The 23,207-nt window shown below is 38.1% G+C and carries 17 protein-coding genes; 6 read left to right on the top strand and 11 right to left on the bottom strand.

Annotated features, from left to right (window positions below):
• Positions 1-162 precede the first annotated feature (162 nt).
• From guaA to hemL, 3 genes are read left to right on the top strand one after another with little or no spacing between them, the layout of a single operon-like run.
• Entirely contained in the window at positions 163-1,692 is a 1,530-nt protein-coding gene (gene guaA, locus JL102_RS05115) for a glutamine-hydrolyzing GMP synthase (RefSeq protein WP_202243168.1), read from the top strand.
• A 7-nt stretch (positions 1,693-1,699) separates the two neighbouring features.
• Positions 1,700-3,439 (top strand): ABC transporter substrate-binding protein, encoded by a 1,740-nt coding sequence (locus JL102_RS05110; RefSeq protein ID WP_202243167.1) that lies wholly within the window; start codon positions 1,700-1,702, stop codon positions 3,437-3,439.
• A complete protein-coding gene (hemL, locus tag JL102_RS05105) occupies positions 3,436-4,725 on the top strand; it encodes a glutamate-1-semialdehyde 2,1-aminomutase (RefSeq protein ID WP_202243166.1) in 1,290 nt (429 codons plus the stop codon). Before JL102_RS05110 ends, hemL begins: the two co-directional genes overlap by 4 nt.
• Here hemL and JL102_RS05100 read toward each other — a convergent pair.
• Positions 4,722-5,930: a DUF3667 domain-containing protein gene (locus JL102_RS05100; protein WP_202243165.1), complete on the bottom strand. Its 1,209-nt coding sequence runs from the start codon at positions 5,928-5,930 to the stop codon at positions 4,722-4,724. The two genes, hemL and JL102_RS05100, sit on opposite strands and share 4 nt — an antisense overlap.
• A gap of 241 nt (positions 5,931-6,171) precedes the next feature.
• Here JL102_RS05100 and JL102_RS05095 point away from each other — a divergent pair, with 241 nt between their 5' ends.
• Both JL102_RS05095 and hutI read left to right on the top strand, forming a co-directional pair.
• Entirely contained in the window at positions 6,172-7,212 is a 1,041-nt protein-coding gene (locus JL102_RS05095; RefSeq protein WP_202243164.1) for a hypothetical protein, read from the top strand.
• 275 nt (positions 7,213-7,487) lie between these two features.
• On the top strand, positions 7,488-8,732 hold the full coding sequence (gene hutI / locus JL102_RS05090) for an imidazolonepropionase (RefSeq protein ID WP_202243163.1): 1,245 nt from the start codon (positions 7,488-7,490) through the stop codon (positions 8,730-8,732).
• Positions 8,733-8,831: 99 nt separating this feature from the next.
• Here the strand turns inward: hutI and JL102_RS05085 are convergent, their stop codons facing one another.
• Positions 8,832-9,236, bottom strand: a complete 405-nt coding sequence (locus JL102_RS05085) for an OsmC family protein (protein WP_202243162.1) — start codon at positions 9,234-9,236, stop codon at positions 8,832-8,834.
• Between the two features lie 96 nt (positions 9,237-9,332).
• Positions 9,333-11,909 (bottom strand): PAS domain S-box protein, encoded by a 2,577-nt coding sequence (locus JL102_RS05080; RefSeq protein ID WP_202243161.1) that lies wholly within the window; start codon positions 11,907-11,909, stop codon positions 9,333-9,335.
• 218 nt (positions 11,910-12,127) lie between these two features.
• Here JL102_RS05080 and JL102_RS05075 point away from each other — a divergent pair, with 218 nt between their 5' ends.
• A complete protein-coding gene (locus tag JL102_RS05075; protein WP_202243160.1) occupies positions 12,128-12,718 on the top strand; it encodes a hypothetical protein in 591 nt (196 codons plus the stop codon).
• Here JL102_RS05075 and JL102_RS05070 read toward each other — a convergent pair.
• Genes JL102_RS05070 through JL102_RS05035 form a run of 8 tightly spaced genes read right to left on the bottom strand, consistent with a single transcriptional unit; the run spans position 12,715 to position 23,205 of the window.
• Positions 12,715-13,224, bottom strand: coding sequence for a hypothetical protein (locus tag JL102_RS05070; protein WP_202243159.1), 510 nt, complete (start codon positions 13,222-13,224; stop codon positions 12,715-12,717). The genes JL102_RS05075 and JL102_RS05070 overlap by 4 nt on opposite strands.
• Positions 13,225-13,230: 6 nt before the next feature.
• Positions 13,231-13,980: an alpha/beta fold hydrolase gene (locus tag JL102_RS05065; protein ID WP_202243158.1), complete on the bottom strand. Its 750-nt coding sequence runs from the start codon at positions 13,978-13,980 to the stop codon at positions 13,231-13,233.
• Positions 13,961-15,355 carry a condensation domain-containing protein gene (locus JL102_RS05060; protein WP_202243157.1) on the bottom strand — a complete coding sequence of 465 codons (1,395 nt, stop codon included), beginning with the start codon at positions 15,353-15,355 and terminating at the stop codon, positions 13,961-13,963. The genes JL102_RS05065 and JL102_RS05060 overlap by 20 nt, the downstream gene beginning before the upstream one ends.
• Positions 15,348-16,544: a glycosyltransferase gene (locus JL102_RS05055; protein ID WP_202243156.1), complete on the bottom strand. Its 1,197-nt coding sequence runs from the start codon at positions 16,542-16,544 to the stop codon at positions 15,348-15,350. Before JL102_RS05055 ends, JL102_RS05060 begins: the two co-directional genes overlap by 8 nt.
• A gap of 23 nt (positions 16,545-16,567) precedes the next feature.
• Positions 16,568-17,767 (bottom strand): glycosyltransferase, encoded by a 1,200-nt coding sequence (locus JL102_RS05050; RefSeq protein ID WP_237390403.1) that lies wholly within the window; start codon positions 17,765-17,767, stop codon positions 16,568-16,570.
• A gap of 52 nt (positions 17,768-17,819) precedes the next feature.
• The gene (locus JL102_RS05045) at positions 17,820-18,617 is read right to left on the bottom strand and encodes an alpha/beta fold hydrolase (RefSeq protein ID WP_202243155.1); all 798 of its coding nucleotides are present in this window, start codon (positions 18,615-18,617) and stop codon (positions 17,820-17,822) included.
• Entirely contained in the window at positions 18,608-18,901 is a 294-nt protein-coding gene (locus tag JL102_RS05040) for an acyl carrier protein (protein WP_202243154.1), read from the bottom strand. Before JL102_RS05040 ends, JL102_RS05045 begins: the two co-directional genes overlap by 10 nt.
• On the bottom strand, positions 18,889-23,205 hold the full coding sequence (locus JL102_RS05035; RefSeq protein ID WP_202243153.1) for a beta-ketoacyl synthase N-terminal-like domain-containing protein: 4,317 nt from the start codon (positions 23,203-23,205) through the stop codon (positions 18,889-18,891). The genes JL102_RS05040 and JL102_RS05035 overlap by 13 nt, the downstream gene beginning before the upstream one ends.
• Between the last annotated feature and the right edge of the window lie 2 nt (positions 23,206-23,207).

Below are 23,207 nucleotides of genomic sequence, written 5' to 3'. Positions count from 1 at the left end.
AATTAGTTGTGTTTTTAATCTAAAATATTGTGCCAACTTAGGTCTGGGTAGCTATACTTAATAACAAACAATTAACATGGGTAACTATCTCCACAATATTCGGAAAGTTTATCTTTTTATAAATTAATAGTTTTTCCACCCAGAGCATACTATTTTTGCGGAATGGCAGAACAAATATTGATCCTAGATTTTGGCTCGCAGTATACTCAGTTGATAGCCAGGCGAGTAAGAGAATTAAATGTTTATTGTGAGATTCATCCGTATAATAATGCTCCAGAACTTACAGACGATGTAAAAGGGGTGATTTTTTCAGGAAGCCCCTGTTCAGTAAGGCAGGAAGATGCTCCTGAGGTAGACATAGATGCTTATTGTGGTAAAGTTCCCGTGTTGGGAGTTTGCTACGGAGCGCAACTAATGGCGCAAAAAGGAGGAGGTAACGTACTACCTTCAGAGATACGTGAATATGGGAGAGCTAAGCTCAGTAAGGTAGATCAGCATAATGAGTTGATGAAAGAAATCCCTGTAGACTCTCAAGTATGGATGTCTCATGGAGACACTATTTCAGAATTGCCAGAAAATTTTACAATAATTGCCAGTACTCCATCCGTAAGAGTAGCTGCTTTTAAAAAGGAAGGCGAACAGACTTTTGGCATACAATTTCACCCGGAAGTAACTCATAGTACAGAAGGGAAAAGAGTACTTAGAAACTTCGTGGTGCATATTTGCGGCTGTGAACAAAGTTGGACTCCAGATATTTTCGTGGAGAGTACAGTGGCCTCATTAAAAGAAAAACTAGGTGATGATAAGGTAGTATTAGGCCTTTCTGGTGGAGTAGATTCATCAGTGGCGGCTGTACTTATACATCAAGCTATAGGAAGTAATCTTCACTGTATTTTTGTAGATAATGGCCTGCTTAGGAAGAATGAGTTTGAAGATGTATTAGACTCTTATAAGCACATGGGGCTAAACGTAAAGGGAGTAGATGCTAAAGATAAATTTTATACAGCATTAAAAGGCCTCACAGACCCTGAAGCTAAAAGAAAGGCCATAGGAAAAGTGTTTATCGATGTATTTGATGAAGAGGCACATAAAATACAAGATGTGAAATGGCTAGGTCAAGGTACTATTTATCCTGACGTGATAGAATCAGTGTCAGTAAATGGCCCTTCAGTAACTATAAAATCTCATCATAACGTAGGGGGCCTGCCAGATTATATGAAGTTACAAGTGGTGGAGCCACTCAATACACTATTTAAAGACGAAGTACGTTTAGTAGGTAAAACCCTTGAGATTGACCAATCAATATTAGGAAGACACCCATTCCCTGGTCCAGGACTCGGTATTCGAATTTTGGGAGATATCACACCGGAAAAAGTACATATTTTACAGGAAGTTGATTATATTTTCATAAACAGCCTTAAAAAGGCAGGTTTATATGATGATGTATGGCAGGCTGGTGCTATGTTATTACCTATTCAATCGGTAGGTGTTATGGGAGATGAACGTACCTATGAACGGGTTGTGAGCCTTCGTGCTGTAACCAGTGTAGATGGTATGACGGCCGACTGGTGTCATCTGCCATATGAGTTTTTGGCAGATGTATCTAATGAGATCATTAATACAGTGAAAGGTGTTAATAGAGTAGTGTATGATATTAGTTCTAAACCTCCAGCCACTATTGAGTGGGAATAAGTAAACTATGAATTATAAAAAACTATTACTTGTAATCGGGCTTTTCTTATCGATTAATTTCCTTTATGCACAGGAAAGTAAGCAACAGCAATACCTGAATGCTAAGAGTCTTTATAGCCAGGAAAGTTATAACCTGGCCATGGAAGCTTTTAAACCGCTGATGCAGAGATCAGCGGATAATCCTTTTGCTGAGTATGCTTCTTTTTACTATGCCTTGGCGGCCTATAATCAGGGTTATGTGCCTATGGCTAAAAATATGATGTTGCAAATAAAGGAGCGCTTTCCTAAATGGTCCAAAATTAATGAGGTGAAGTATTGGTTAGGGAAAATCTATATGGAAACCCAAGAATATAATCAGGCCATAACTATTCTTGATGATATTAATGATCGCTCTTTCAAAGAGGATGTTAATAACCTTAAGTTCTATTATTTAGGACAAATTAAGGAGGTCGAAAATGTGAAGCGACTTTACGAAAATCATAAGAATGATAAAGTGCTGGGAGAGGTGCTTGCCCAAAAGATTGCCTCTCAGTCATTGGTCAATCAAGATCAGAAGCTCTTAGCTGAGCTAGTGAAAAAGTTTGAGCTTAATGCTGATGACTACCAAACCATCATCGATGAGAAGCCTGTATTTAAAGATAGATATAAAGTAGCGGTACTTTTTCCATTTTTGATGAATAGGCTTTCTGCTGACGAAAAGCCTAAAGTAAATCAGTTAGTACTTGATCTTTATGATGGTATCAGGTTCGCCTTAGATACACTCCGAGATCAAGGTATTAAGGTTGATGTATATGCCTATGATACTGAAAGGAGCAAAGCCAGTACTAAAAAAATATTGGAAAAAGATGAGCTTAAAAGTATGGATCTGATCATAGGACCGCTTTTTTCTGGACCTCGAGCATTAGTTCAGGAGTTTTCTTTTAAATATAAAATCAACATGATTAACCCGTTGTCATCTGATGCTGACGTGGTAGGTAAGAACCCTTATTCTTTCCTTTTTAATCCTAGTAATGAGACTATAGGAAGAAAAACTGCTGAATATGTGAGTAAACATGCTCGCAATAATACAGGGGTTATCATTTATGGAGAAACCGCTCAGGATTCAGCTGTAGCTATGTCCTATAAACAGAAAATTCAGGCCGAAGGCTTTAATATCATAGCCTCAAAAAAGATAGAAAAGGATGATACCAGACAAATATTAGATATGCTGGTAAACAAGGGTAAAATAGGTGGAGGCCCTGAAGATGAAGCCATTTACAGGATAAAGGAGGATAGTGTAGGGCACATATTTGTAGCTTCTACTAATGAGCTTATTTCTTCTAAAGTGATTAGCGCGGTTCAAACCAGGGGTGATTCTATTATGATAGTAGGTTCTGCCGATTGGTTAAAAATGGCCGTAGTGGGCTATGATGTTTATGAAAAGCTAGGAGCGGCACTATTTGCCCCACTTTATGTAAATACAGAAAAGCCTGAGTTTAACAGATTTAGAGAACATTATATTTCAAAGCACAGAGTAGTTCCTTCTCAGTATGCCAGCATAGGCTATGAGATGATGCTATTTTTAGGTAAAAGCCTTGGTGAATATGGTAAATACTTCCAAACAGGGTGGGATAAGCAGGAGTTTATGCCAGGATATCTGACGCCTGGTTATAGTTATTCCAACACTCAGGATAATAGTGTAGTACCTATATTAAACTTTGGGCCAGAGGGAGTAGATGTAATATACGAAGTAGACGAAAAGGAATGATAATAGAAACAAGCAAGTCATTATTTAATAAAGCACAAAATTTTATACCAGGGGGCGTTAATTCCCCGGTAAGAGCATTTAAATCAGTAGGGGGTGACCCACTTTTCATAAAGTCGGCAAAAGGAGCTTACATGTATGACGCTGATGGCAATGCTTATATTGATATGATCAATTCATGGGGGCCGATGATTCTAGGGCATGCTCATGAAGAAATAGGAGCTGCTGTAGTAGAAGCCGTTAAAACGTCTCTTTCATTTGGTGCGCCCACCGAAGCAGAGATTGATATTGCTGAGCTCATTTGTGAAATGTTTCCGTCAGTAGAAAAAGTACGAATGGTAAATTCTGGTACTGAGGCTACTATGTCAGCTATTCGCCTGGCTAGAGGATATACTGACAGAGAGAAAATAATCAAATTTGAAGGCTGTTATCATGGTCATGGAGATTCATTTTTGATAGCAGCTGGTAGCGGTGCGGCCACTATGGGTGTGCCTAATAGCCCTGGCGTAACAGAAGGAGTAGCTAAAGATACCCTTACGGCACCTTATAATGATTTGGAAGCAGTTAAAGCCCTTATAGAAAGCAATCCTGATAATATTGCTGCTATCATATTAGAACCTGTAGCAGGTAATATGGGTTGTATAACTCCTAAGGAAGGATACTTGCAAGGTTTAAGAACACTTTGTGACGAGCATGGTATCATTCTTATTTTTGATGAAGTGATGACTGGGTTCAGACTATCACAAGGAGGAGCACAAGAGTTATTCAACATATCTGCTGACCTTACTACTATGGGTAAAATTATAGGTGGCGGTATGCCCGTAGGTGCTTACGGTGGTAAAAAGGAGATTATGGAATATGTGTCACCGGTAGGTCCTGTGTATCAGGCAGGTACTTTGTCTGGTAACCCTGTGGCTATGGCTGCCGGATACGCGATGCTAAGCCATTTGAAGTCGCACCCTGAGATATATAGTCAATTAGAAAATACTACCAAGAAGATAAAAGAAGGTTTTGAATCTAATCTTTCTAAGCTAGGATTAAACTATACTATCAATCAGATCGGCTCTATGATCAGTTTATTCTTCTCAGATAAACAAATCGTAGACTTTGAAACCGCTAAAACTTCCGATACGGAGCTTTTTGGAAAATATTTTAGAGGCATGTTAAATGAAGGGGTATACTTAGCTCCATCTCAGTTTGAAACTTTGTTTGTATCCACAGTTATTACAGATGATTTAGTGAATAAACTAGTAGAAGCGAACTATAAAGTGCTTCAGTCTATTCACTAAAAAATCAATAAAGAGATCAAAGCTTCTGAAGTGAGGAATAGGAAGATGAATGTTATGTACATCATGCCCGTAATCCCAAATTTTATAAGGGTCTTATGCCAGTTTTGCTGGTAGACCCTTAGAAATGATATATAGGCATATACGGCCATCCACACAAAGCTAATTGTTATCAGTATATTTTCGGTATTATCTGAAAGCTCCGTGCTGATAACAATTAGTATTATTATTCCATATATAAAATAGGCGAAAGCATGAAGATATAGGCTTAGAATCAAATGCTTGATGTAGAGATGTTTCCTCCTTATATAAAGTAGTTTTAAAATTCCTCCAAATATAGGTACTAGTAGCAGCATCATTATAGGTAGGTTGCTCAGTACATATAAATAAGCACCTTCCGGATTTCTTTTAAACCTTATGGTTTGTATAGAAATGCGCCTTTGAAAGCTGGTTAGCTCACCGAGTTTCATGGAGTCTAATATAGCTTCATCAGAATATTGCTTTTCATATTTGAGATTTTCAATAAGTTTCCAGTCTAAAGGGGGGATAAGGATATGGTTAGCTTTGGATGAAGAACTTTCTGAAGTTGAATCATCAGCTACTATAGAATCTGAGGCAATAAGTAAAGAATCTGATTCTATAAGACCAAGTTGTTTTTGAGCATCTTTGCTCAACTTACTTTTTAGTTTTATCCTTTGCTCTTCGGAAAGACTTTCTTTTAAGGCTAGTTTAAAATCAACGATCTCATCAGAGTCAAGATTGGCTAATATTAAATCTATTTGTTCTTTCGATAGATTCCCCTGCAGTGTTTTACGGGTTGTTTTGCTCAAATTATCAAAATCTTTAAGACTAATATCTGACTGCCCATCTTTTAAATCAGTGATATTTTGTTGTTTTGCGGCTTTAGTAAGTACAAAAAAGAAAAAGATACTGAGTATGAGGTATAGTCTTAGCGGGTGAGAGTAAGCAGCCCTTTTGCCTTCAATATATTTATTGGTCAGCTTTCCGGGTTTAAAAAAAAAGGGAATTATCGTTTTAACAAACTTAGAATCGAGAGCAAAGTAAGTATTGAAAAAATCACCTAAAAGTGTCTTTAAAGAAACATAGTTATTGGTGTTTTCCTGCCCACATTGAGGGCAATAGTTGTATACTTGATCCAATGAAGCTCCACAGTTAGGACATTGGCTAGTTTTTCTTCTAATACGCATGTTTCCAAGTTTGGGCAAAAATTATAAAAAAATAAATATTAAACATATATTGAGAAGGGTAAAATATATTTAACTTGTTACCTTTTGCATACTTTAGCCTATTAACGCTTATAAGTTGTCTTGTAGGAGGTTATGAAGGGGCGTTTTTAATTATTGTTATAGGAGCTAAAACAAATTTTGTTATTTTTATAACTTTATTTTAATTGCAATTTCAAAGAGCTATTTTTTAATAACATTTACCGTGAAGAAATTCCATATTTTTTTAGTGCTTTTTGCTTTCTGTGTGGTGAGCCATACCTATGCTCAGAGCAGGAAGGATAACCAACCTGTAACTTATGAAGAGCTATATGATGAACCTTATGCAATAAATAAGCTGTTTGTTCAATTTCAGCCTGTTTACGGTGAATTATGGAAAGCTAATATCAATGCGGGCTTCGGGTTGGAAGCTACTTATTTCTGGAAGGAGAAAATGACCTTTAGAGCTCATGCCAGAAAGACATACGCGCAATCTTTTGATCTTACCAGAGACATTGCTGAGAATATGATTGAAGATAACCCCGCTTTACAAGCACCTCCAAGAGTACTTAACTTCTATGAATTTGGGGCGACTTATCATGTTAAAGACTTTGAAGAAAGCTCCAAGACTAAGATGTTCCTTTATAGAAAAAGTTATAAAGGAGATAAATGGGCAGCGAGAGTACCATTAAATGCTGAGATTCCTTGTAAGGTAAGGAAGATATATGGAGCTAGATTAGGAGGGATGTTTTTTGATACTGCGGTAGATATAAATAGAGTGCTAGAAGCACAGGATATGACCATTACTGAAGCGTTCGGAGAAGAGTTTCCTGCCCAGCGTGTGAATAACATGGGCGAGATGGAGGAAACTTCAATTTTTTCTGGTGTGGATGTGAAAGGAGCCTACTTGGGAGGTTCAATGACTTGGATTAGAAATGTAGCTGTGGATTTTGATAATAAATATCAGGAGGGTGTGGATGATTTAATACTAACCGCCTTTTTTGATATACTTATAGCTCCTGCCATTACGGTAGATGATATTATTTACGGAGGAAGGGCATATTCCGCTGATAATTTAGAAACTACCATGTTTGGATTTAGAGCTGGTATTGATGGTAAGTTTAACAGGACACTAAGCTGGGGGTATGGTGGAGAAATAGGTGTGAGGCCAGGTTTGAAAGGACAAGGCTTTTATGCTTTAATCAAAGTGAGTTTCCCTGTATTTAGCACTAATCTGGAATATTCGGTAGAAGCTTTCGGTAAATAATACCTGAGTAAAATATTATAAATAATGAACCGACGCATATGTGTCGGTTTTTTTATGCTTTATATTTTCTTGCCGATGAAGAAAGTATGCAAAAGCAAATCAGGAGTTTAAAGTACTAGGTGAAATTGCTTGGATGCCAAGGCTTGTATGGTTTCTCAGCTGGTAGTTCCAAGTGCTTAAAGCAGTTTTTAATGTGAGCATTTATTATTGTATTGATAAGAATAAGGTGTCCTTATGATTCGGTAGGTTGTTTTATTCCTGCTATTTTTACACTTATGGATATTTTAATAAAGAACATAAAGCAGTTGGTGCAAGTAAGGCCTCAAAGTCTAAAATGGGTGGCTGGAGCCGATATGGCAGACTTGCCAGTGCTGGATGATGCCTATTTATATATTAAAAATGGCCTTATATCTGACTATGGCTCAATGAAGGATCAGCCTCAAATATCGCCAGATAAGGTTATAGATGCTACTAATAAATTTGTGTTTCCTTCTTTCGTCGATTCTCATACTCATTTGGTGTATGCAGCCAGTAGAGAAGAAGAATTTGTAGATAAAATTAAAGGTTTGAGTTATCAGGAGATCGCGGCTAGAGGGGGAGGTATTTTAAATTCAGCCAAAAAATTACAGCAAACGAGTGAAGAGGAGTTATTGGAACGTGCGCTTAAACGAGCTTGGGAAGTAATTGGTTTTGGAACAGGAGCTATTGAAATAAAAAGTGGTTATGGATTAACCCTTGAAGATGAGTTAAAGATATTGAGAGTAGCCAAACGTATAGGGGAGGAGACTCCACTTACTGTAAAAACTACTTTTCTGGGGGCTCATGCTTTTCCTAAGGAATATAGCAGAGAAGATTATATTAAGCTCATTAAAGAAGAAATGATACCGGCCGTAGCAGAGGAGCAATTGGCTGATTATATAGATGCTTTTTGTGAAGAAGGCTTTTTTACGGTAGCAGAAACGGAAGAGATTATGGAAGTCGGGAAATCTTATGGTTTAGTCCCTAAAATTCATGCGAATCAACTGAGTATTTCTGGTGGAGTACAGGTGGGGGTTAAGACTGGAGCCATCAGTGTAGATCATCTGGAGGCTATGGGTGATGAAGAAATAGAAGCCTTGAAAGGCACAGACGTGATGCCTACCTTGTTGCCAGGAGCGGCTTTTTATCTGGGGACCAGTTTCCCTCCGGCAAGAGATATGCTTAAAGCTGGTTTGCCTTTGGCGTTAGCTACCGATTACAATCCGGGCAGTGCCCCATGTGGAAAAATGCCTTTTATGCTGTCTTTAGCCTGTATCAAAATGAAAATGACACCGGAAGAAGCCTTTAATGCTGCTACTATCAATACTGCCTACGCTATTGATCTAGGAGATACTCATGGCTCTATCACCAAAGGGAAAATCGCTAATGTGTTTATTTCATCAGAAATATCCTCTTACAGCTATATGCCTTATGCGTTTGGTGCTAACCTCATTGATCAGGTAATATTAAATGGAGAAGTAATAACACAGGGACAAAAGTAGATTTTAGGTCAAATTGAGGTATCTCGAAATCTTTATTGTTTTGAATATGTAGACATTTCGAGTGCCTCAATGTGACATTCACCACTTACGTAACTATTTTTAAGGCTGTTCGATAACTTTTGTGTCAAATGTAATGTCGGCATTTAGTGAAGAGGCTACTGAGCAATATTTCTCAAGGCTTAGTTTAGTAGCTTTATACAATTCTTCATTATTGGCATCAGGAGAAACTAAAGTGAACAACAAGTGAATATTAGTAAAATACTTTGGTGCTTCTTCTCTTCTTGTGCCTTCTGCTTCTATAATTAAGTCTATCAGTGTCTTTCTTCTTTTCTTTATTACTAAAGCAATTTCTACAGCTATACACCCTGTCAATGCAGAAAGGACTAACTGCATAGGTGATTGATCTGTTTTTCCACTGTCTTTCATATCTATTTTTACTTTCTGACCTTCTTCAGTAGAGGCCTCATACTCGTAATCGGAGATATATTTGGTTGTAATTTTCATAATCGTTAAGCTTTTATACTTACAAAGATGCTAAAAAATGAGGATCGAGCAGCATCATGTATTCTGGAAAAGATTTTTTAATGTTCTTATACAGATTTATTGTATGGAGGCACTCGGTTTGAAAAAGACTGTGAAAGTGGAGCCTTTGCCTGATTCACTTTCTACCTCGATTTTTCCTCCCATAGATTCTATTTGCGATTTTATAATATATAGTCCCAGGCCTTTACCTTCAGTGTTTTCATGAAACCTCTGGTACATTCCGAAGAGTCGTTCTTTGGTTTTGTTAAGATCCATTCCCAGTCCATTGTCTTTTACTGACATATACGCACTGCCAAAGGATGTAGTATCTGTTTTTATAATTATCTGAGGAGCAGCCATATTTCGGTACTTCATGGCATTAGAAAGCAAATTAAGTAGTATGCTTTCCATAAGTACACGTTTAAACATTACCGTTTTTACATTGAATTCAGTATCTATTTTAATATGAGCCGATTTCATTTGAGTTTCTATACTATCAAATACCGTATGGAAAACACTTTCAAAAGATACTTCTTCATTAGCCTCATACTTTTGGTCTCTGAGTGTAACCAGTTGAATAAGATCATTGAGGCTTGCTTTAAGCTGAGTGAATGATTTGCCTATTCTATCTATAATCTCTGCATTACCAGGGGCACCTGTATCTTCTTTATTAATGAAACCTATGAGCGTGTCTATGTTTACAATGGGAGCTCTTAGGTTATGAGAGGTGATGTAGGCAAAATGCTTAAGCTCGTGGTTGGAAGTAGTGAGTTTTTCTGTAATTGATAATAGCTCTTTTTCATTTTTCTTTCTTTCTGAGATATCAGACAACATAATTAACACGCATGTTTTATCTTCAATAGTAATTACTTCGGCAGAAATAAGAACATCTACAATTGATCCATCAGAGATTATGATTTCTTCATCATAGTCGTATATTTTTCCTTCTTTAGTAAGGGTTGCTACAAAGTCTAAGCGATTTGTAGGGTCTTTCCAAAATTTAAGCTGAGTGGTTGATTTACCTATCAATTGCTCTTTTTTTATTTTCACTAATTCACAAAAGCGCTTGTTTACATCTATTAGCACACCGTCTTCTAGCTGAGTAATAATAACTGGAACCGGACTGATATGAAAGGCACTGTAAAAGCTCTTTAATGATTGCTCAGCTTTATTTTCTTCTTTCTTTGCTTTGGTGATATCTCTTATGATACATAGGATCTGCCCAGGCTTGCATTGAATTACTCGTGCTTCACAGTAGCATAGGCCTGTGCTTGTTTTCAACTCAAACTCATGCGTTTGTAATTCTTCTTCTTTATTCGCCTTTTGGAATATTTCAAGTAGTTCACGGGCTACGTTAGAGGGGTAGAGGCTATCCAGCTTTTTGCCAATTATAGATTTGTCTATAGTGAAAGGTGATATATGAGGTATCTCAAAATCTAATATTGTTCCATCCGTAGAATGTACAAACATAGAATCTGGCATAGCTTTAATTAGTGATTTATTTCGTTCTTCACTTTCCTTTAATGCTAAATCGCCCTTTTTGCGCTCAGTGATATCTTGAACTATACCAACCAGTTTTTTTGAATCTTTAGCTTTTTCATTTAATATAATAACATCTCGGATGGAACCATCTTTTCTTAGCATTCGAAATTCAGGAGATAGGTCTTTTTCACCAGAAAGAGCCTTTCTTATGCCATCTTTAGCTTTTTCATGATCATCTGGATGTAAATATTCTAAGCCTTTTTCAAAGGTGGGTACTACCTCATGTGGTTTGAGTCCAAGAATATGAAAAAGCTGCTCAGACCAGTAGACATCTCCAGTTTCTAAATCCATTTCCCAGTTACCCAGATTAGCAATTTTTTGAGCTTTGAGTAATACTGACTGACTCTGCTTTAAATGCTCTTCTAGTAATTTTTGCTTGGTTACATCTAATAAAATGCCTTCAATTGAGATTAAATCTTTATTTTTAGTAAATACCCCCTGACCTCTTTCGAATATATATTTAATTTCTCCATATCGAGTTCTAATTCTATAATTGATTTCAAACGCTTCTTGTCTCTTAATATGCTCTTCTCGGGTTTTCCAAGCGTGATCTTTATCTTCTGGTAATATTAGTTTTGCTAAACTGATGCTGACCTTATTTACAAATTCTTCTTTTTTATAGCCAGTTAGGTTTTCTACTGCTTTGCTAACAAATAATATGGTTCTGTTGCTATCACTATCGCAGCTGTAAGGAACGCCAGGAATGTTTTCTACTAATGTGCTTAGCCGAGCTTTACTTTGCTCTAAGAGCTTTTCGTTGTTTTTTCGTTCGGTAATAAATTCGGTGTGGATAATTATTCCTCCAATATTATTATTTTCATCTCTCCACGGCCGCGCATCCCAGCGAAGTATCTCTTTTTTGCCATTTTCTTTGATGAATTCATCATTTTCATTGAATTCCATGGCCCCTTTGAGGGCTCTTTTGTGTACACTTTTCCAGTAGGGGATTACATCAGGAAATACTTCATAATGATTTTTACCTACCAGATCATCTATTTGAATAGGAGAGCCCTTTACCCACCAGTCAGTAAGCCATTTATTACTACAGGCAAGGTAGTTCATATGCTTGTCAAACATAGCTATTGCCACTGGTGCATATCTAACGAAGTGCATAAAGTGAGTGTACGCGGAACGGGGATGGGATGATGGTGTTGTCATTAAGAATTCTCTACTTCAATATCTCTAATGCTTATTCCTAACAGTATTATAAGTTAAGCAATAAATATGATAAATCGGATAGATTTTATTTTGAATATATTTGATTACCAGCGAGAAACGATATAGGAGGGAGGGATGTAAACATTAAAAGAAATGAGCTGTTAAATTAATCAATGGATGAATTCTACGAAATACCTATATTTCCTTTAGCTATATTGCCTTTACCTCATGAGCTGGTGCCTCTACATATTTTTGAGCCCAAATATCAGGAGATGTTTAGGGATGTGGAAGAAAAAAATATATCTTTTGGTATTTACTATACTCATGAGCAGAATGATGACCGGCTGGGAGGAATAATGCAACTGGATAGCGTTCTAAAACGGTATGAGACAGGTGAAGCTGATATTCTAGCCAAATGTGTGGATGTTTTTTTAATGGCTGAGTTTTACAACAAGTGGCAAAAAAAATTATACCCTGGAGGTAAAGTGTACCCGCTTAATATGTTAGCCCCAGAGCCAATGAGTGGTGGTTTTATAGATGATTTTAAGCGCTATATGGAAATGAAAAATGTTAGTGATATTGATGATGACTTTGATATACATGACATAGCCAATGAGCTTAATCTTGATGAAGCTGACCGGATGAAATACCTTAGGTTACTCAGTAACCCTAAAAGAGAGCGGTTTTTGAAAGAGCGACTGAAATATCAAAAATTTATTCTGAAACAGGAGCGAGAAAATAAAGATACCTTTTTCCTTAATTAAGGAATAGAATTTTGCTTTTTTATGGCTTTTTGGATGTGCATAATTGGAGTAATGGTGAATATTACAGCCATAACACCAGCTACGGATGTTAGTATAATTATTACCATCATACTGTTAAACATCATGTTTTTTGGTGATAACAGAAAAACAGCAGCTAATATTATTGAAAATATTAGCAAAGACCAACCTGCGTTCTTTAATCCAAGAATAAATCGAAATTTAAAGGTTTTATATTTCTCAGGTACAAAATATGGTATTTTTTCATCAAAAGCATTGGCAAAAAAGCGCTTGGCAGAATCCATAGTTACGAATAATGGAAGGAAAAAAGACATAGGCAAAAAAGTTCTGACTAATGACTGCTCGCCTGAAGAGAAACTGATATTATCAAAATGTCTTAGTGCCCAACATTGTATACCAAAGGTTAGTATGAGGTTAATAATGAAGTTAACCGATGCTCTTTTTAGCATGAACTGCTTTATGGGTTCTATAGTCAGGATATTTATCATGATTATTCAAGCGTATATGGGTTCTGAGAAGAATTTGCTTAACTCTAAAAATATTAGATTCATTTTTTCAGTATCATTAATTAAATAGTGATCTCCATCAATCTTTTTTAGCATAACATTTTTTACATGACTAATAAGCCTGTCGGCCATATCGAGGCATTCAGAATTTGAACCGTACGCGATGAGCATTGGGATTGGTAATTGTTCGAGTAACTCATTACTAATACCTTTGTCCAGATCTATATCTTTAGTTGCCGTTGTGTTGTTCATTAGTTTTACATTTCTTTCCCTAAACCTGTTGGTAAGCTTGTTTTCAGGGCTTTGAGCAATATGATTATCAAGAGCTGTTATTAATTCTTCAGCTGTTTCTGATGAGGACCCTATGGGGTTTGGGCATTCAATAATGCCGAGTTTATAGATCTTTTCAGGGTGTTTTAATGCGAAATGTAAAGCTATTAGCCCTCCAAAACTATAGCTTACAATATGTGCTTTTTCAATATTAAGAGCGAACATTAATAGCAGTAGATCATTACTGAAATCTGATACCTTGTAATTAGTAGCAGGCATGTCCGTTTTACCATGACCTCGGATGTCATATAAAATGACACGGAAGGAAAGGGCCAGCTTTGGTGCAATAGTGAAATAATACTGAGCCAGATTGCCAGTAAAACCATGGATCATTATGATGGTTTTTTTACCGGACGGATTAAGTTCCAGGTAGTGGGTTTTCAGTTCATTAAGATGAATATATGGCATGATGTTTTTCTCTTTTATTTTTCAAAGTATATAAATCATTAGCATCAAGCTTTTCTTTCTCTAGGGTGAGTGCCTGAGAAAGAATATCATAAGCTTCCCAGCGGCATTCGGTTTGAAGTTTTTCCATACTTAGCGTTACTATTTCTCTCATTTGCTGGGCAGTAAGGGTATAGTGATTAGCTAAAAAAACAAAACTCATTACTCCATTGAGGGTGTTCACGATGAGTGTATTAGAATTATACCAAGGAAAATCTACTATAGGCCCAAGCATTTTATCGGTTTGAAAATTTTTGTATTGCTGAGGTATAGATATTTTACCTAAGTTAGAGAGGGTAAGTTTGTGTCCTCCTTTGGTGTTTTGCATGAATCGGGATAGGTTTGGTACTAGCGGGTGGATAACTTCATCCTTAGATAGCATTTTATAAACCTTTTCTTCGGAAGTGCTAATTTTTAGATCTTCCAATACTTGCCTGGTTGTATTCCAGAAATCCAGATTTCTATCTCCGCTGATGGCTGTTCTCACAGCAGGAGCAAAAGAAAATAGCATGTCGGGTTTAAGATCTGGTAAGAATTTCCTTATATCTACAGGAGATATAACCTTTAATTTTGATTTCTTATTCTTATGAATTACCTGATTAAACCCCCTTAAGAAAGCTACACAAAGAGCCGCGTGAATAGTAGTTTTATTTGCTTTACAGGCAGATATTAGAGCTTTAGTTTGGTTCTCAGGCAGTGTCCATTGGATGGCTTGTATTGCAAATTGCCTTTTTTTGGTCAGGCGATTAGCCACCTTAAGGATACTTCCCCCTAGCTTTACCCCTAATTTTGCATAAAGGTTTTTATTTCCTTGCAATAAGTATTTTTCAGGGATCATGCCTGCTAGGTCTCCGCATAGAGAATAGTTTTCTAATACAGTGGCAGGGTTATCTATTAACTCGAGCAGTTCTTTAATAATCACTATAAAGGACGCTCCGTCACAAATCACATGCGGACTAGTCACTATTAGGTCAGATTTCTCTTTGCCTTTTACCCAAAGTAGACGTACAGGTGATCCGTTTTCAAGGTCAAAAGGAGTAGACCATTCATAGTCTATCTCTCCCCACCAGCTTTGCTCATTTTCCCAAGGTACTATTCTGATGGGAATGGGTTTGTATTTTTTCAATACATGATAGCAGGGAGCACCATTTTTATCTTGACGAATAACAGATCTGAGTAAAGGATGCTTAGCCTGAACTACTCCCAGAGCATGCGCTATTTGATCCTCTTTTATTTCACCAATAACCCTAATTCCAAAATATATATTGAAAGAGGTTTTTCTATCAAGGTACATAAGCCTTTCGCCCACCGAAAGCTTTCTCATCATAATTTCATCCATAAACTGAGCTGTGTTGAGGTACTACATCTTCCAATAGTTCTACTGCTCTCTTTTCTCCTCCAGCGGAGGTGAATGATGAGCTTATCAATCTGGCCGCCTCTTTATAAGCCGGATTACTAAGTATATCATGTACTGCGCTTCTGAGCTGGGAGGCTTTAAATCTTTTGAAGTTTAGCCTCAAGCCACAGCCAGACTCTGCCACTTGAGAAGCAACATGAGATTGATCGTAAGCAATAGGGATGGTAATAAGTGGCAAACCGTGTGATAGCGATTCACATACCGTGTTATGACCACCGTGACACACTACGGCATCCAGATATTTTAGTAGCTCTAACTGAGGTATACGGGGCTGAACTATAAAATTTTTTGGCCAGGAAGAGAATAGCTTTTCCTCAGAAACCACCACTACTGTCATTGGCTCATCGCCCAACGCATCTACCACCTTGGTAAAGAAATCTTTTTTATAGGCCATATCAAAGGTAGTACCTATAGATACCAGTACTCTTGGGCGGCTGGTGTTTTGAAATCGAGCCCAATTAAAAGAAAAGGCCACTGGCCTCCCTACCATAATAGGGCCTACAAACTGATAATAATTCGGGAATGTTTCATCACCTAAAAATTCTTTGGAAGTAAATACTAATGTAAGCAACTCAGAACAGGCGAGCGAAGCGTTTCCTTCAATACCTAACTCTTGCTGAAGGCCTACTATTTGTTCAGTTTCCCATTCTAATATTTTAGGCATATCTTTCATAGCTTTTAACGCTGTGGGAGCTGTAACAGAGGTGACATAAGGAATCCTTTTCTTCACTGCTGCAATGGCTCCGGCATATACCTGATGGTCGGAGATCACTACATCGGCACGCCAGCTGTCAATTAATTTGCATATTCCAGGAAACATGAATCTTGATATGGGGATAAGTACATCTTCATATAAAAATTTAATGCTTTCAATACCAAATGCCGAATTAGATTTCTCAGATATCTGGTTGATGTACTCCTCACCACTGGTGCCATCGCAGCCACTCTTGATTAGCAGTAGTTCGCCTCCATCGGGCAATTGACCATTGAATTCATCAGTAATACTTATCCAGGCTACTTTATGACCAGCCTGCAGAAGTTGCTTGCCTAAGCTTAGGGTAGGGTTTATGTGCCCGGTAAACGGGGGCACAATAAATACAAATCTTGACATATGGTTAGGTTTAGGTTAGTGGTTTATACTACAGTGGCTGGTCGTTTATCAGCTGCAAACTGTTCTACATGGCTGGCAGCCGCTTCGGCTCCACCACATTTTTTTAAAGATCGCTGTATGTTTAAGGCTTTTTGTTTATAAGGATTTCCTGGTTCCAGAATTTCTTTCAGAGCTTGTTTGAGAGCCTCTACACGTAGCCTTTTATACCTGATATCTATACCACAGCCTGCTTGTTTTACTAAAGAGGCGATATAAAATTGATCATAAGCTATAGGAGTAATTACCATGGGTAGTCCATGATAAAAAGTCTCATTGACAGTGTTAAATCCGCCATGACATATTACCGCATCCATTTTAGGAATGATTTCACTTTGAGGTACGTATGATTGGACTATGAAATTATCTGGCCAATTTTCTATGATATCAGGATTGGTAGCGCAAACAAAGGTGTAAGGTGCATCAGCAAAAGCTTCTACTATTTTAGAAAAGAACTTCTTTCTGATGTCTTCTAATAAGGTGCCGATAGAAACATATACTTTAGGGGTTGACGCTTTATTTAGTCGCTCCCAGTCAAAACTTACAGTGTTGGGCCGGCCTTTTATCAGAGGCCCTACAAATTTATATTCTTTACCCAGCCCGTTGGCATCGGCAAACTCAGGGGAGGTAGAAACTATACAAAGTTCTTCAGATCTCAATATGATTCTGTCTAAATCAATGCCGTAATCTTTTTGAACGCCAAAAGTGAGATTGCCCACCCACTTTTGAATTTCAGGAATATCGCCGAGGTCAATTACTTTAGGAGGAACAGCGATGGTGGTAACATAAGGAATGCCCTTGTTTACTGCCAGTATGGGAGCTGCAAATATAAGCTCATCATGAATGATTATATCAGGTTCCCATTCTTCTACCAAGCGAGTAAGGCCGGGCATAAGTAAATGGCAAAAAGGAATATAAGTTTCTTCTACGGCCAGTTTTAAGGTTTCTAATTTAGAGAGTGTAGGGCCTTTATCTTGCTTCTCAAGGATCTCTAGTAATTCCTCCTGATGCTCTTCTAATTCTTCAGGAACGAGGAATCGGCCTTTTTCAGGTATTTGTTTTTGATCTATGGGTTTTAACCCTACCCATACTACCTCATGCCCACGGGAAATAAGTTCTGCGCCAAGGCTCAGTGTAGGACTTATATGTCCAAAAAAGGGGGGTACTACGATCATAAATTTGTGCATAATCTATTTGTTTAAGACATAATGCCTGATGATTTTTTTATTGTTTAACTAATTATTGGTCTACTGTTAGCGCATACTCGTTTAGCTCTTTTAAGAACATATGGAGTTCTTTACCGACCTGCCTACCCGATATCATGGGCATGCTATGGTTGCCTTCCAGGTATTTAAGGCTGGAAGAAGGCAAGATCGCAGATAGCGTTTTTCCATCTTTAGCAAAGCATGAAGAACTTGCGTAGAGTAGTAAGGTTTCGTTTGTAATGTATTTTAAATCAGGGTGATAGAATAAATTTTTGTCCAATGTTAAATCGAATAGTAGAGCAGTTTTGTGCATAAGAAAATTGTAAGTAGAAATGTTTTTGTCTACCTTTTTTCTAATGAAGCTTTCTACTTCTTTATGGGTATTCTCATGTTGCTGTAGGTAGGGCTTTATAAACTCTCTTTCATAAATTTGATCAAAGCCTTCTTCACTGATACCTGATAGATCTGGCGCATCTATGATCATGAGTTTATCTATCCTTTCAGGGGCTATCATAGCCATTTTTAAGGCTATAAGACCGCCAAAGCTATATCCTGCAAGGTGAACTTTTTCTAATTCATAGTAATCTATAAGGGCTTCCAAATCCTGAGTCATTTGATTCAGGTGGTAGCCGCTTTCTTCTTTACTATTCTTGCCATGGCCGCGCAGGTCATACATGAGCACCCGGTAGTTTTCGCTAAGCTGAGGAGCTATATTGAAATAGTAAAGAGAGAGGTTCCCGAAGAGACCATGAATTAATATCACAGTATCTTCGGAGTTGCCTTCCAGTTCTTGCACATGCAGTTTGCCTGATGGTATATTTATTACTGGCATGATTGTATAAAATCAATTACATCTTTCAATTTCAACTTTATGATCTCTTCCAGATTTTTGTTGGTGAGCCAGCCGGTGAAGTCTATGTCCTTACCAAAGCTTTCTTTTACTTTTTCAGAGAAGGAAACTATTTCTATGCTGTCCATTTCCAGATCAGAAGTAAATGAACTTTCTTCGGTAATATCCATATCCTCTACAAATTCTGCCCCTATGACATCACTTATAATTGATCTCATTTCTTCGAGAATTTCATTTCTTGTGGTAAGTGTTTTTACTGTATCCATCCTATTACGTAGTTATTAATTAAGGTTGATTTAATCCATTTATCTTCAATGCGGACGCTGGTGCCATCCACTTCTTCAATTTTATAGTTCTTAGGGTTGCCTTGCAGGCCCTTTCCTATGCTTTTGCCGTAGGCCTCCTTGGCTGCCCAAAGCCTCGTAGCCCACTCCCAGGTGTCTTCATCTTTAGGTATAAGGGCTAGCTCACTATCGTGGAATGAGAGTTTTAAAAACCCTTCCCCTCGATCTTCGATGCTTTCTATGTCTATGCCTGGTTCACTGGTTTGAGACGCAATAGCTACGGCTATTTTGTCTTTATGAGCCAGAGAGACATTGATAGGTTCAAGTGTGCTTTGTTCACCAATTATTATAGGCTTTCCGTAATGGTCTTTTTTAATATTTATTTCACCGGGATAAAGCTTGGTCGATTGTTTCTTGTTAAGAGTAGCTCTTACAATGTCCTTTATTACTACTCTACCCATGAGCCATTTTTTCCGCCTTGTAAGAGGCAAGCTTTCCAGAATATCCTTTTCAGGCTTACTTAGGTATCTTTTGCTAATAAAATCCCAGGCTGTACTTCTTCTATAAGTATCTTTGAAAATAAATATACCATTGGGCAATTCTTCACTAAGTGAATTATCTAAAACTTGACGGGAAGTGTCCCACATTTTAGGGTCAAAACCCAGTCTTCGGTTGATCCATCCATTAATAGTGGCCCATGTTTTTCCATTTTTGTTTACCGTAATATTACTACCGAATATATCATCGTTATTTTCGGTAAGGTGACATGTACATTCAAATTCTCCATCCTGATCATTATAATTATCAGGAAAGTTTATTTCTTTGATTTTTACAGGAAAAGCTATGTGGTTATAAGGTACAGTCATTTGAATCCATAGGCCAAAGAGTTGACCGGCATTATCAAGTAATGACCCCTTACCTGAGCTGGCTCTGATAATACCTTTAATACCTTTATCTCCCATTTTGATGAACTCCTTGATTCCCTGATAGGCAGGACCATGAAACATGTGTTTGTCTTCATAGATTTGTTCTTGCGTCATGGTTGGAGTCATAGTCTTTCCTATGTCCTCTGAAGTGGACAAGTAGGAGGATCCTTTGCCGCTTCTTACTGTTATCTGCGCTGTAGCATAGTCACCAAGTGTGACATTTACTTTTTTGTGATCTTGCCAGCTTCCTTTTAAAACCAAATGGATAGGGTCGGAAACATGAGTCCATTTAAAGGCTTGAATATTTTCGATTTTCTCTATTTGCATGCCCGGAACCTGTTCTAATACCGCATCAGCCATTAGCTCAATGAGCATGGTCATAGGTACCACAGGAAATCGGTCTTCCATATATGGCCACCCTTCTTTTTGCACATACATAGAGTGATCTATCAGGTAGGGATATTTCTCCAATGAAAGCTCCATAGCTTTTTCAAAATCATTAGGAGTTACTTTTTCCTCTGGCTGATAAGTATAGGGTGGTGATGGAGGCGTTTCTATCCCAATCGAAGATGTACTCATGGTTAGCTTTTGCTTGAGCACACTACTTATTTCCTTTTGAGCACTATTAATAGCATTGAAATTAAGGTGTAATGATTGAAGTAGCGGATGCCCATCTTCGGTTACATATTCGTCCATTATTGTGCTTTCTTGCCTGGCAGGAGCTATTGGGGTGCTGTCAAACTCATTGACTAGAGGGAAGCCTAGTGATAACTTCATGCTCCTGGTAGTCTTCACTGGTTTACGTAGATTAAGGAAGTCAATGTCAATTTCTTTTCCTTCTACGAAAATAGAAACAAGTACACGTTGAAGTTGATTGAGGGCAGTTCTTTTAGGAGAACTGGCTGAAATGGTTTGAAATGATTTGCCTTTCAAGGTGTCGTCAGTAAATCCAGCTAATCCTCCAGCACCAACTTGTAGGAAATACTTTACCCCTTCCTGCTCATGTAGCTTCTCTACCAGCTCTCTGAACCTTACAGGCTGAGTTAAATGCTGAAGCGTAAGCTCTTTAATTTCTTCTATATCAGTAGGGTAGAGCTCGGTAGTGGTGGCAGACCATAAGGGTATAGAAGGTTCTTTTTGGATAATGAACAGCTTATCTCGCAGCTGATTGATGTACCCTTCAAAGAAAGGTGAGTGAAAGCCTGACTGAAAAGGTAATAGCTGATGAAATATCTGCTTTTCATTAAGAATCTCTTTACACTTTTCTATTTCAGTAATATGGCCACAGACTATAACCTGATGAGGACAGTTATCATGGGTGAGGTAAAGGTTCTCAAAATCCTTGATGAGAGGTTTGATTTGATCCATTCCGGAGCCAATTACTAAGAAGTGAACATCTGGAACGTTAATAGAATGCGGATCAAGCTGAGTGAGCATCTTTAACACATACTTTTCATCACAGATGCCGGAAGAGTAACAACCTAGCCATTCTCCCAGGCTATGCCCTGCAATGAGATCAGGAGCTATACCTAATTTTTTTAATGCCTGATCCAGAATCATACTTGTTTCAAATACCTTGATACTTGATTCTATTAATTCGGAAGCTTCGGCATGTTCCATCCGCGGTATGTTGAAATATTCACAAATGCTTTCGATATCACTTTTTTCTAGTGCATCCAGCCCCGGAAATAGAAAACATATTTTATCATTATTTTTTAGCAAAGGATCATTTGTATACCATATATCATTTCTGTTTCTCCATGATTTTCCTTTAGTAATAATTTTAATAGCCTTCTCTATTCTTTCTGGTGTAGGATCAAATACTGCTAGCTTATGGTCCCCTTGGCCAACCGAAGTGTCTTCACTTTTTAAAGCTTCAATAAGAGCAGCAGCAGTGGGCCGGGCCATTAGCAATACTTGGTCTTTAGATAAGTTTACTGAGCTGCCAGCAAATAATTTGCTTCTTTTTTTATCAGGAGCATTGAAGCCTTCTAAAACCACATGGGAGTTAATGCCTCCAAAGCCAAAAGCATTTACTCCTGCCTTTCTGGGCAGTTCTGTTTGGTCCCAGTCTATTACATCTTTGATAGTCATAAAGCGTGAATTACTCAGTGCTTCCAGAGGAGAATCGCAATGCAGGGTAGGAGGTATTTGTCCATGATAAAGGGCTAAGGCCGTTTTTATAAGCCCAGCCATACCAGCGGCAGGCATAGTGTGGCCTATCATAGATTTTACTGAACCCAGGCCCGCCAGAGGAGCATCGGTGCGGCTGCCAAAGCAGTTGATAAGTGTTTCTGTCTCTGTTTTGTCGCCTAAGGGAGTGCCTGTGCCATGGGCTTCTATATAGCCTACCTCTTTTTCCATTTGTGCCATATCCCACGCGTGTTCTATAGCTTGTGACTGCCCTTTTACAGAAGGGCTCATCAGGCTACTTGCTGCTCCATCGCTGGCTACGCCTACACCTTTTACTACTGCATATATTCGATCATCATCAGCAAGGGCATCATCGAGCCTTTTTAATACTACCATGCCGCAGCCTTCTCCTATGAGTAAGCCATCTGCATTTTTATCAAAAGGCCTTATTTGCTGGCTTCGTGAGAGCGCTCCCAGCTGAGTAAATACGCTATAGAAAGGGGCATTCTGACTGAGGTGAATTCCTCCGGCTAGTATCATATTACACCTGCCGCTTTGTAGCTCTTTTACACCTTGATCTATAGCTAAAAGGGAACTGGCACAGGCCGCATCAATTGTATAAGCTGTACCTCCTAAGTTAAGGCGATTGGCTACCAATGAGGCAGCTAGGTTAGGAATGAGTCCCATAGCTGTATCAGGCCCATATCTCCCCGTGTTTTTTTGAAAGCCCTTTCGTATTTTTTCTACTTGGGCGGGAGTAAGATCAGGAACAAGAGAGCTCAGAAGGTTGGCAATATGTTCTCCGGTTCTCATTCTTTCCAGAAGTCTTATCATTCCGGTACCAGTATAGTTGCCTTTTCCTAGTATTATTCCTGTTTTGTCAAGTGGGATTTTTTTATCGAATACCCCCGCATCGGTCAAGGCATTTTTAGCCATTTTTAAGGTGATGAGGTGATCAGGCTCAGTGCCTTGTACAGCTATAGGTACTATTCCGAATTCATAAGGATCGAAATTAGCGTAGTCATCTATAAAGCCGCCTCTTTTGCAGTAGAAACGATCTACCTCAGAAGAGGAAGGGTCATAATAACGACTTTCCCATCTGTTTTCAGGAACATCGGTAATGGCATCTACCTTGTTCTTTATATTATTCCAGTAAGTATTTATATCGTCAGCGCCAGGGTAGACACATGACATGCCTACAATAGCAAAGTTGTTGTTATTGGTCATAT

Origin of the sequence: Fulvivirga sediminis (genome assembly GCF_016757215.1) — a bacterium.
Classification (GTDB): domain Bacteria; phylum Bacteroidota; class Bacteroidia; order Cytophagales; family Cyclobacteriaceae; genus Fulvivirga; species Fulvivirga sediminis.
This window is presented reverse-complemented; position numbering and strand designations above follow the sequence as displayed.

Excerpts from the sequence above, each read along its gene's own strand:
- guaA (WP_202243168.1), top strand. The coding sequence starts at position 163 with ATGGCAGAACAAATATTGATCCTAGATTTTGGCTCGCAGTATACTCAG.
- JL102_RS05110 (WP_202243167.1), top strand. The coding sequence starts at position 1,700 with ATGAATTATAAAAAACTATTACTTGTAATCGGGCTTTTCTTATCGATT.
- hemL (WP_202243166.1), top strand. The coding sequence starts at position 3,436 with ATGATAATAGAAACAAGCAAGTCATTATTTAATAAAGCACAAAATTTT.
- JL102_RS05100 (WP_202243165.1), bottom strand. The coding sequence starts at position 5,930 with ATGCGTATTAGAAGAAAAACTAGCCAATGTCCTAACTGTGGAGCTTCA.
- hutI (WP_202243163.1), top strand. The coding sequence starts at position 7,488 with ATGGATATTTTAATAAAGAACATAAAGCAGTTGGTGCAAGTAAGGCCT.
- JL102_RS05085 (WP_202243162.1), bottom strand. The coding sequence starts at position 9,236 with ATGAAAATTACAACCAAATATATCTCCGATTACGAGTATGAGGCCTCT.
- JL102_RS05080 (WP_202243161.1), bottom strand. The coding sequence starts at position 11,909 with ATGCACTTCGTTAGATATGCACCAGTGGCAATAGCTATGTTTGACAAG.
- JL102_RS05075 (WP_202243160.1), top strand. The coding sequence starts at position 12,128 with ATGGATGAATTCTACGAAATACCTATATTTCCTTTAGCTATATTGCCT.
- JL102_RS05070 (WP_202243159.1), bottom strand. The coding sequence starts at position 13,224 with ATGATAAATATCCTGACTATAGAACCCATAAAGCAGTTCATGCTAAAA.
- JL102_RS05065 (WP_202243158.1), bottom strand. The coding sequence starts at position 13,980 with ATGCCATATATTCATCTTAATGAACTGAAAACCCACTACCTGGAACTT.
- JL102_RS05060 (WP_202243157.1), bottom strand. The coding sequence starts at position 15,355 with ATGGATGAAATTATGATGAGAAAGCTTTCGGTGGGCGAAAGGCTTATG.
- JL102_RS05055 (WP_202243156.1), bottom strand. The coding sequence starts at position 16,544 with ATGTCAAGATTTGTATTTATTGTGCCCCCGTTTACCGGGCACATAAAC.
- JL102_RS05050 (WP_237390403.1), bottom strand. The coding sequence starts at position 17,767 with ATGCACAAATTTATGATCGTAGTACCCCCCTTTTTTGGACATATAAGT.
- JL102_RS05045 (WP_202243155.1), bottom strand. The coding sequence starts at position 18,617 with ATGCCAGTAATAAATATACCATCAGGCAAACTGCATGTGCAAGAACTG.
- JL102_RS05040 (WP_202243154.1), bottom strand. The coding sequence starts at position 18,901 with ATGGATACAGTAAAAACACTTACCACAAGAAATGAAATTCTCGAAGAA.
- JL102_RS05035 (WP_202243153.1), bottom strand. The coding sequence starts at position 23,205 with ATGACCAATAACAACAACTTTGCTATTGTAGGCATGTCATGTGTCTAC.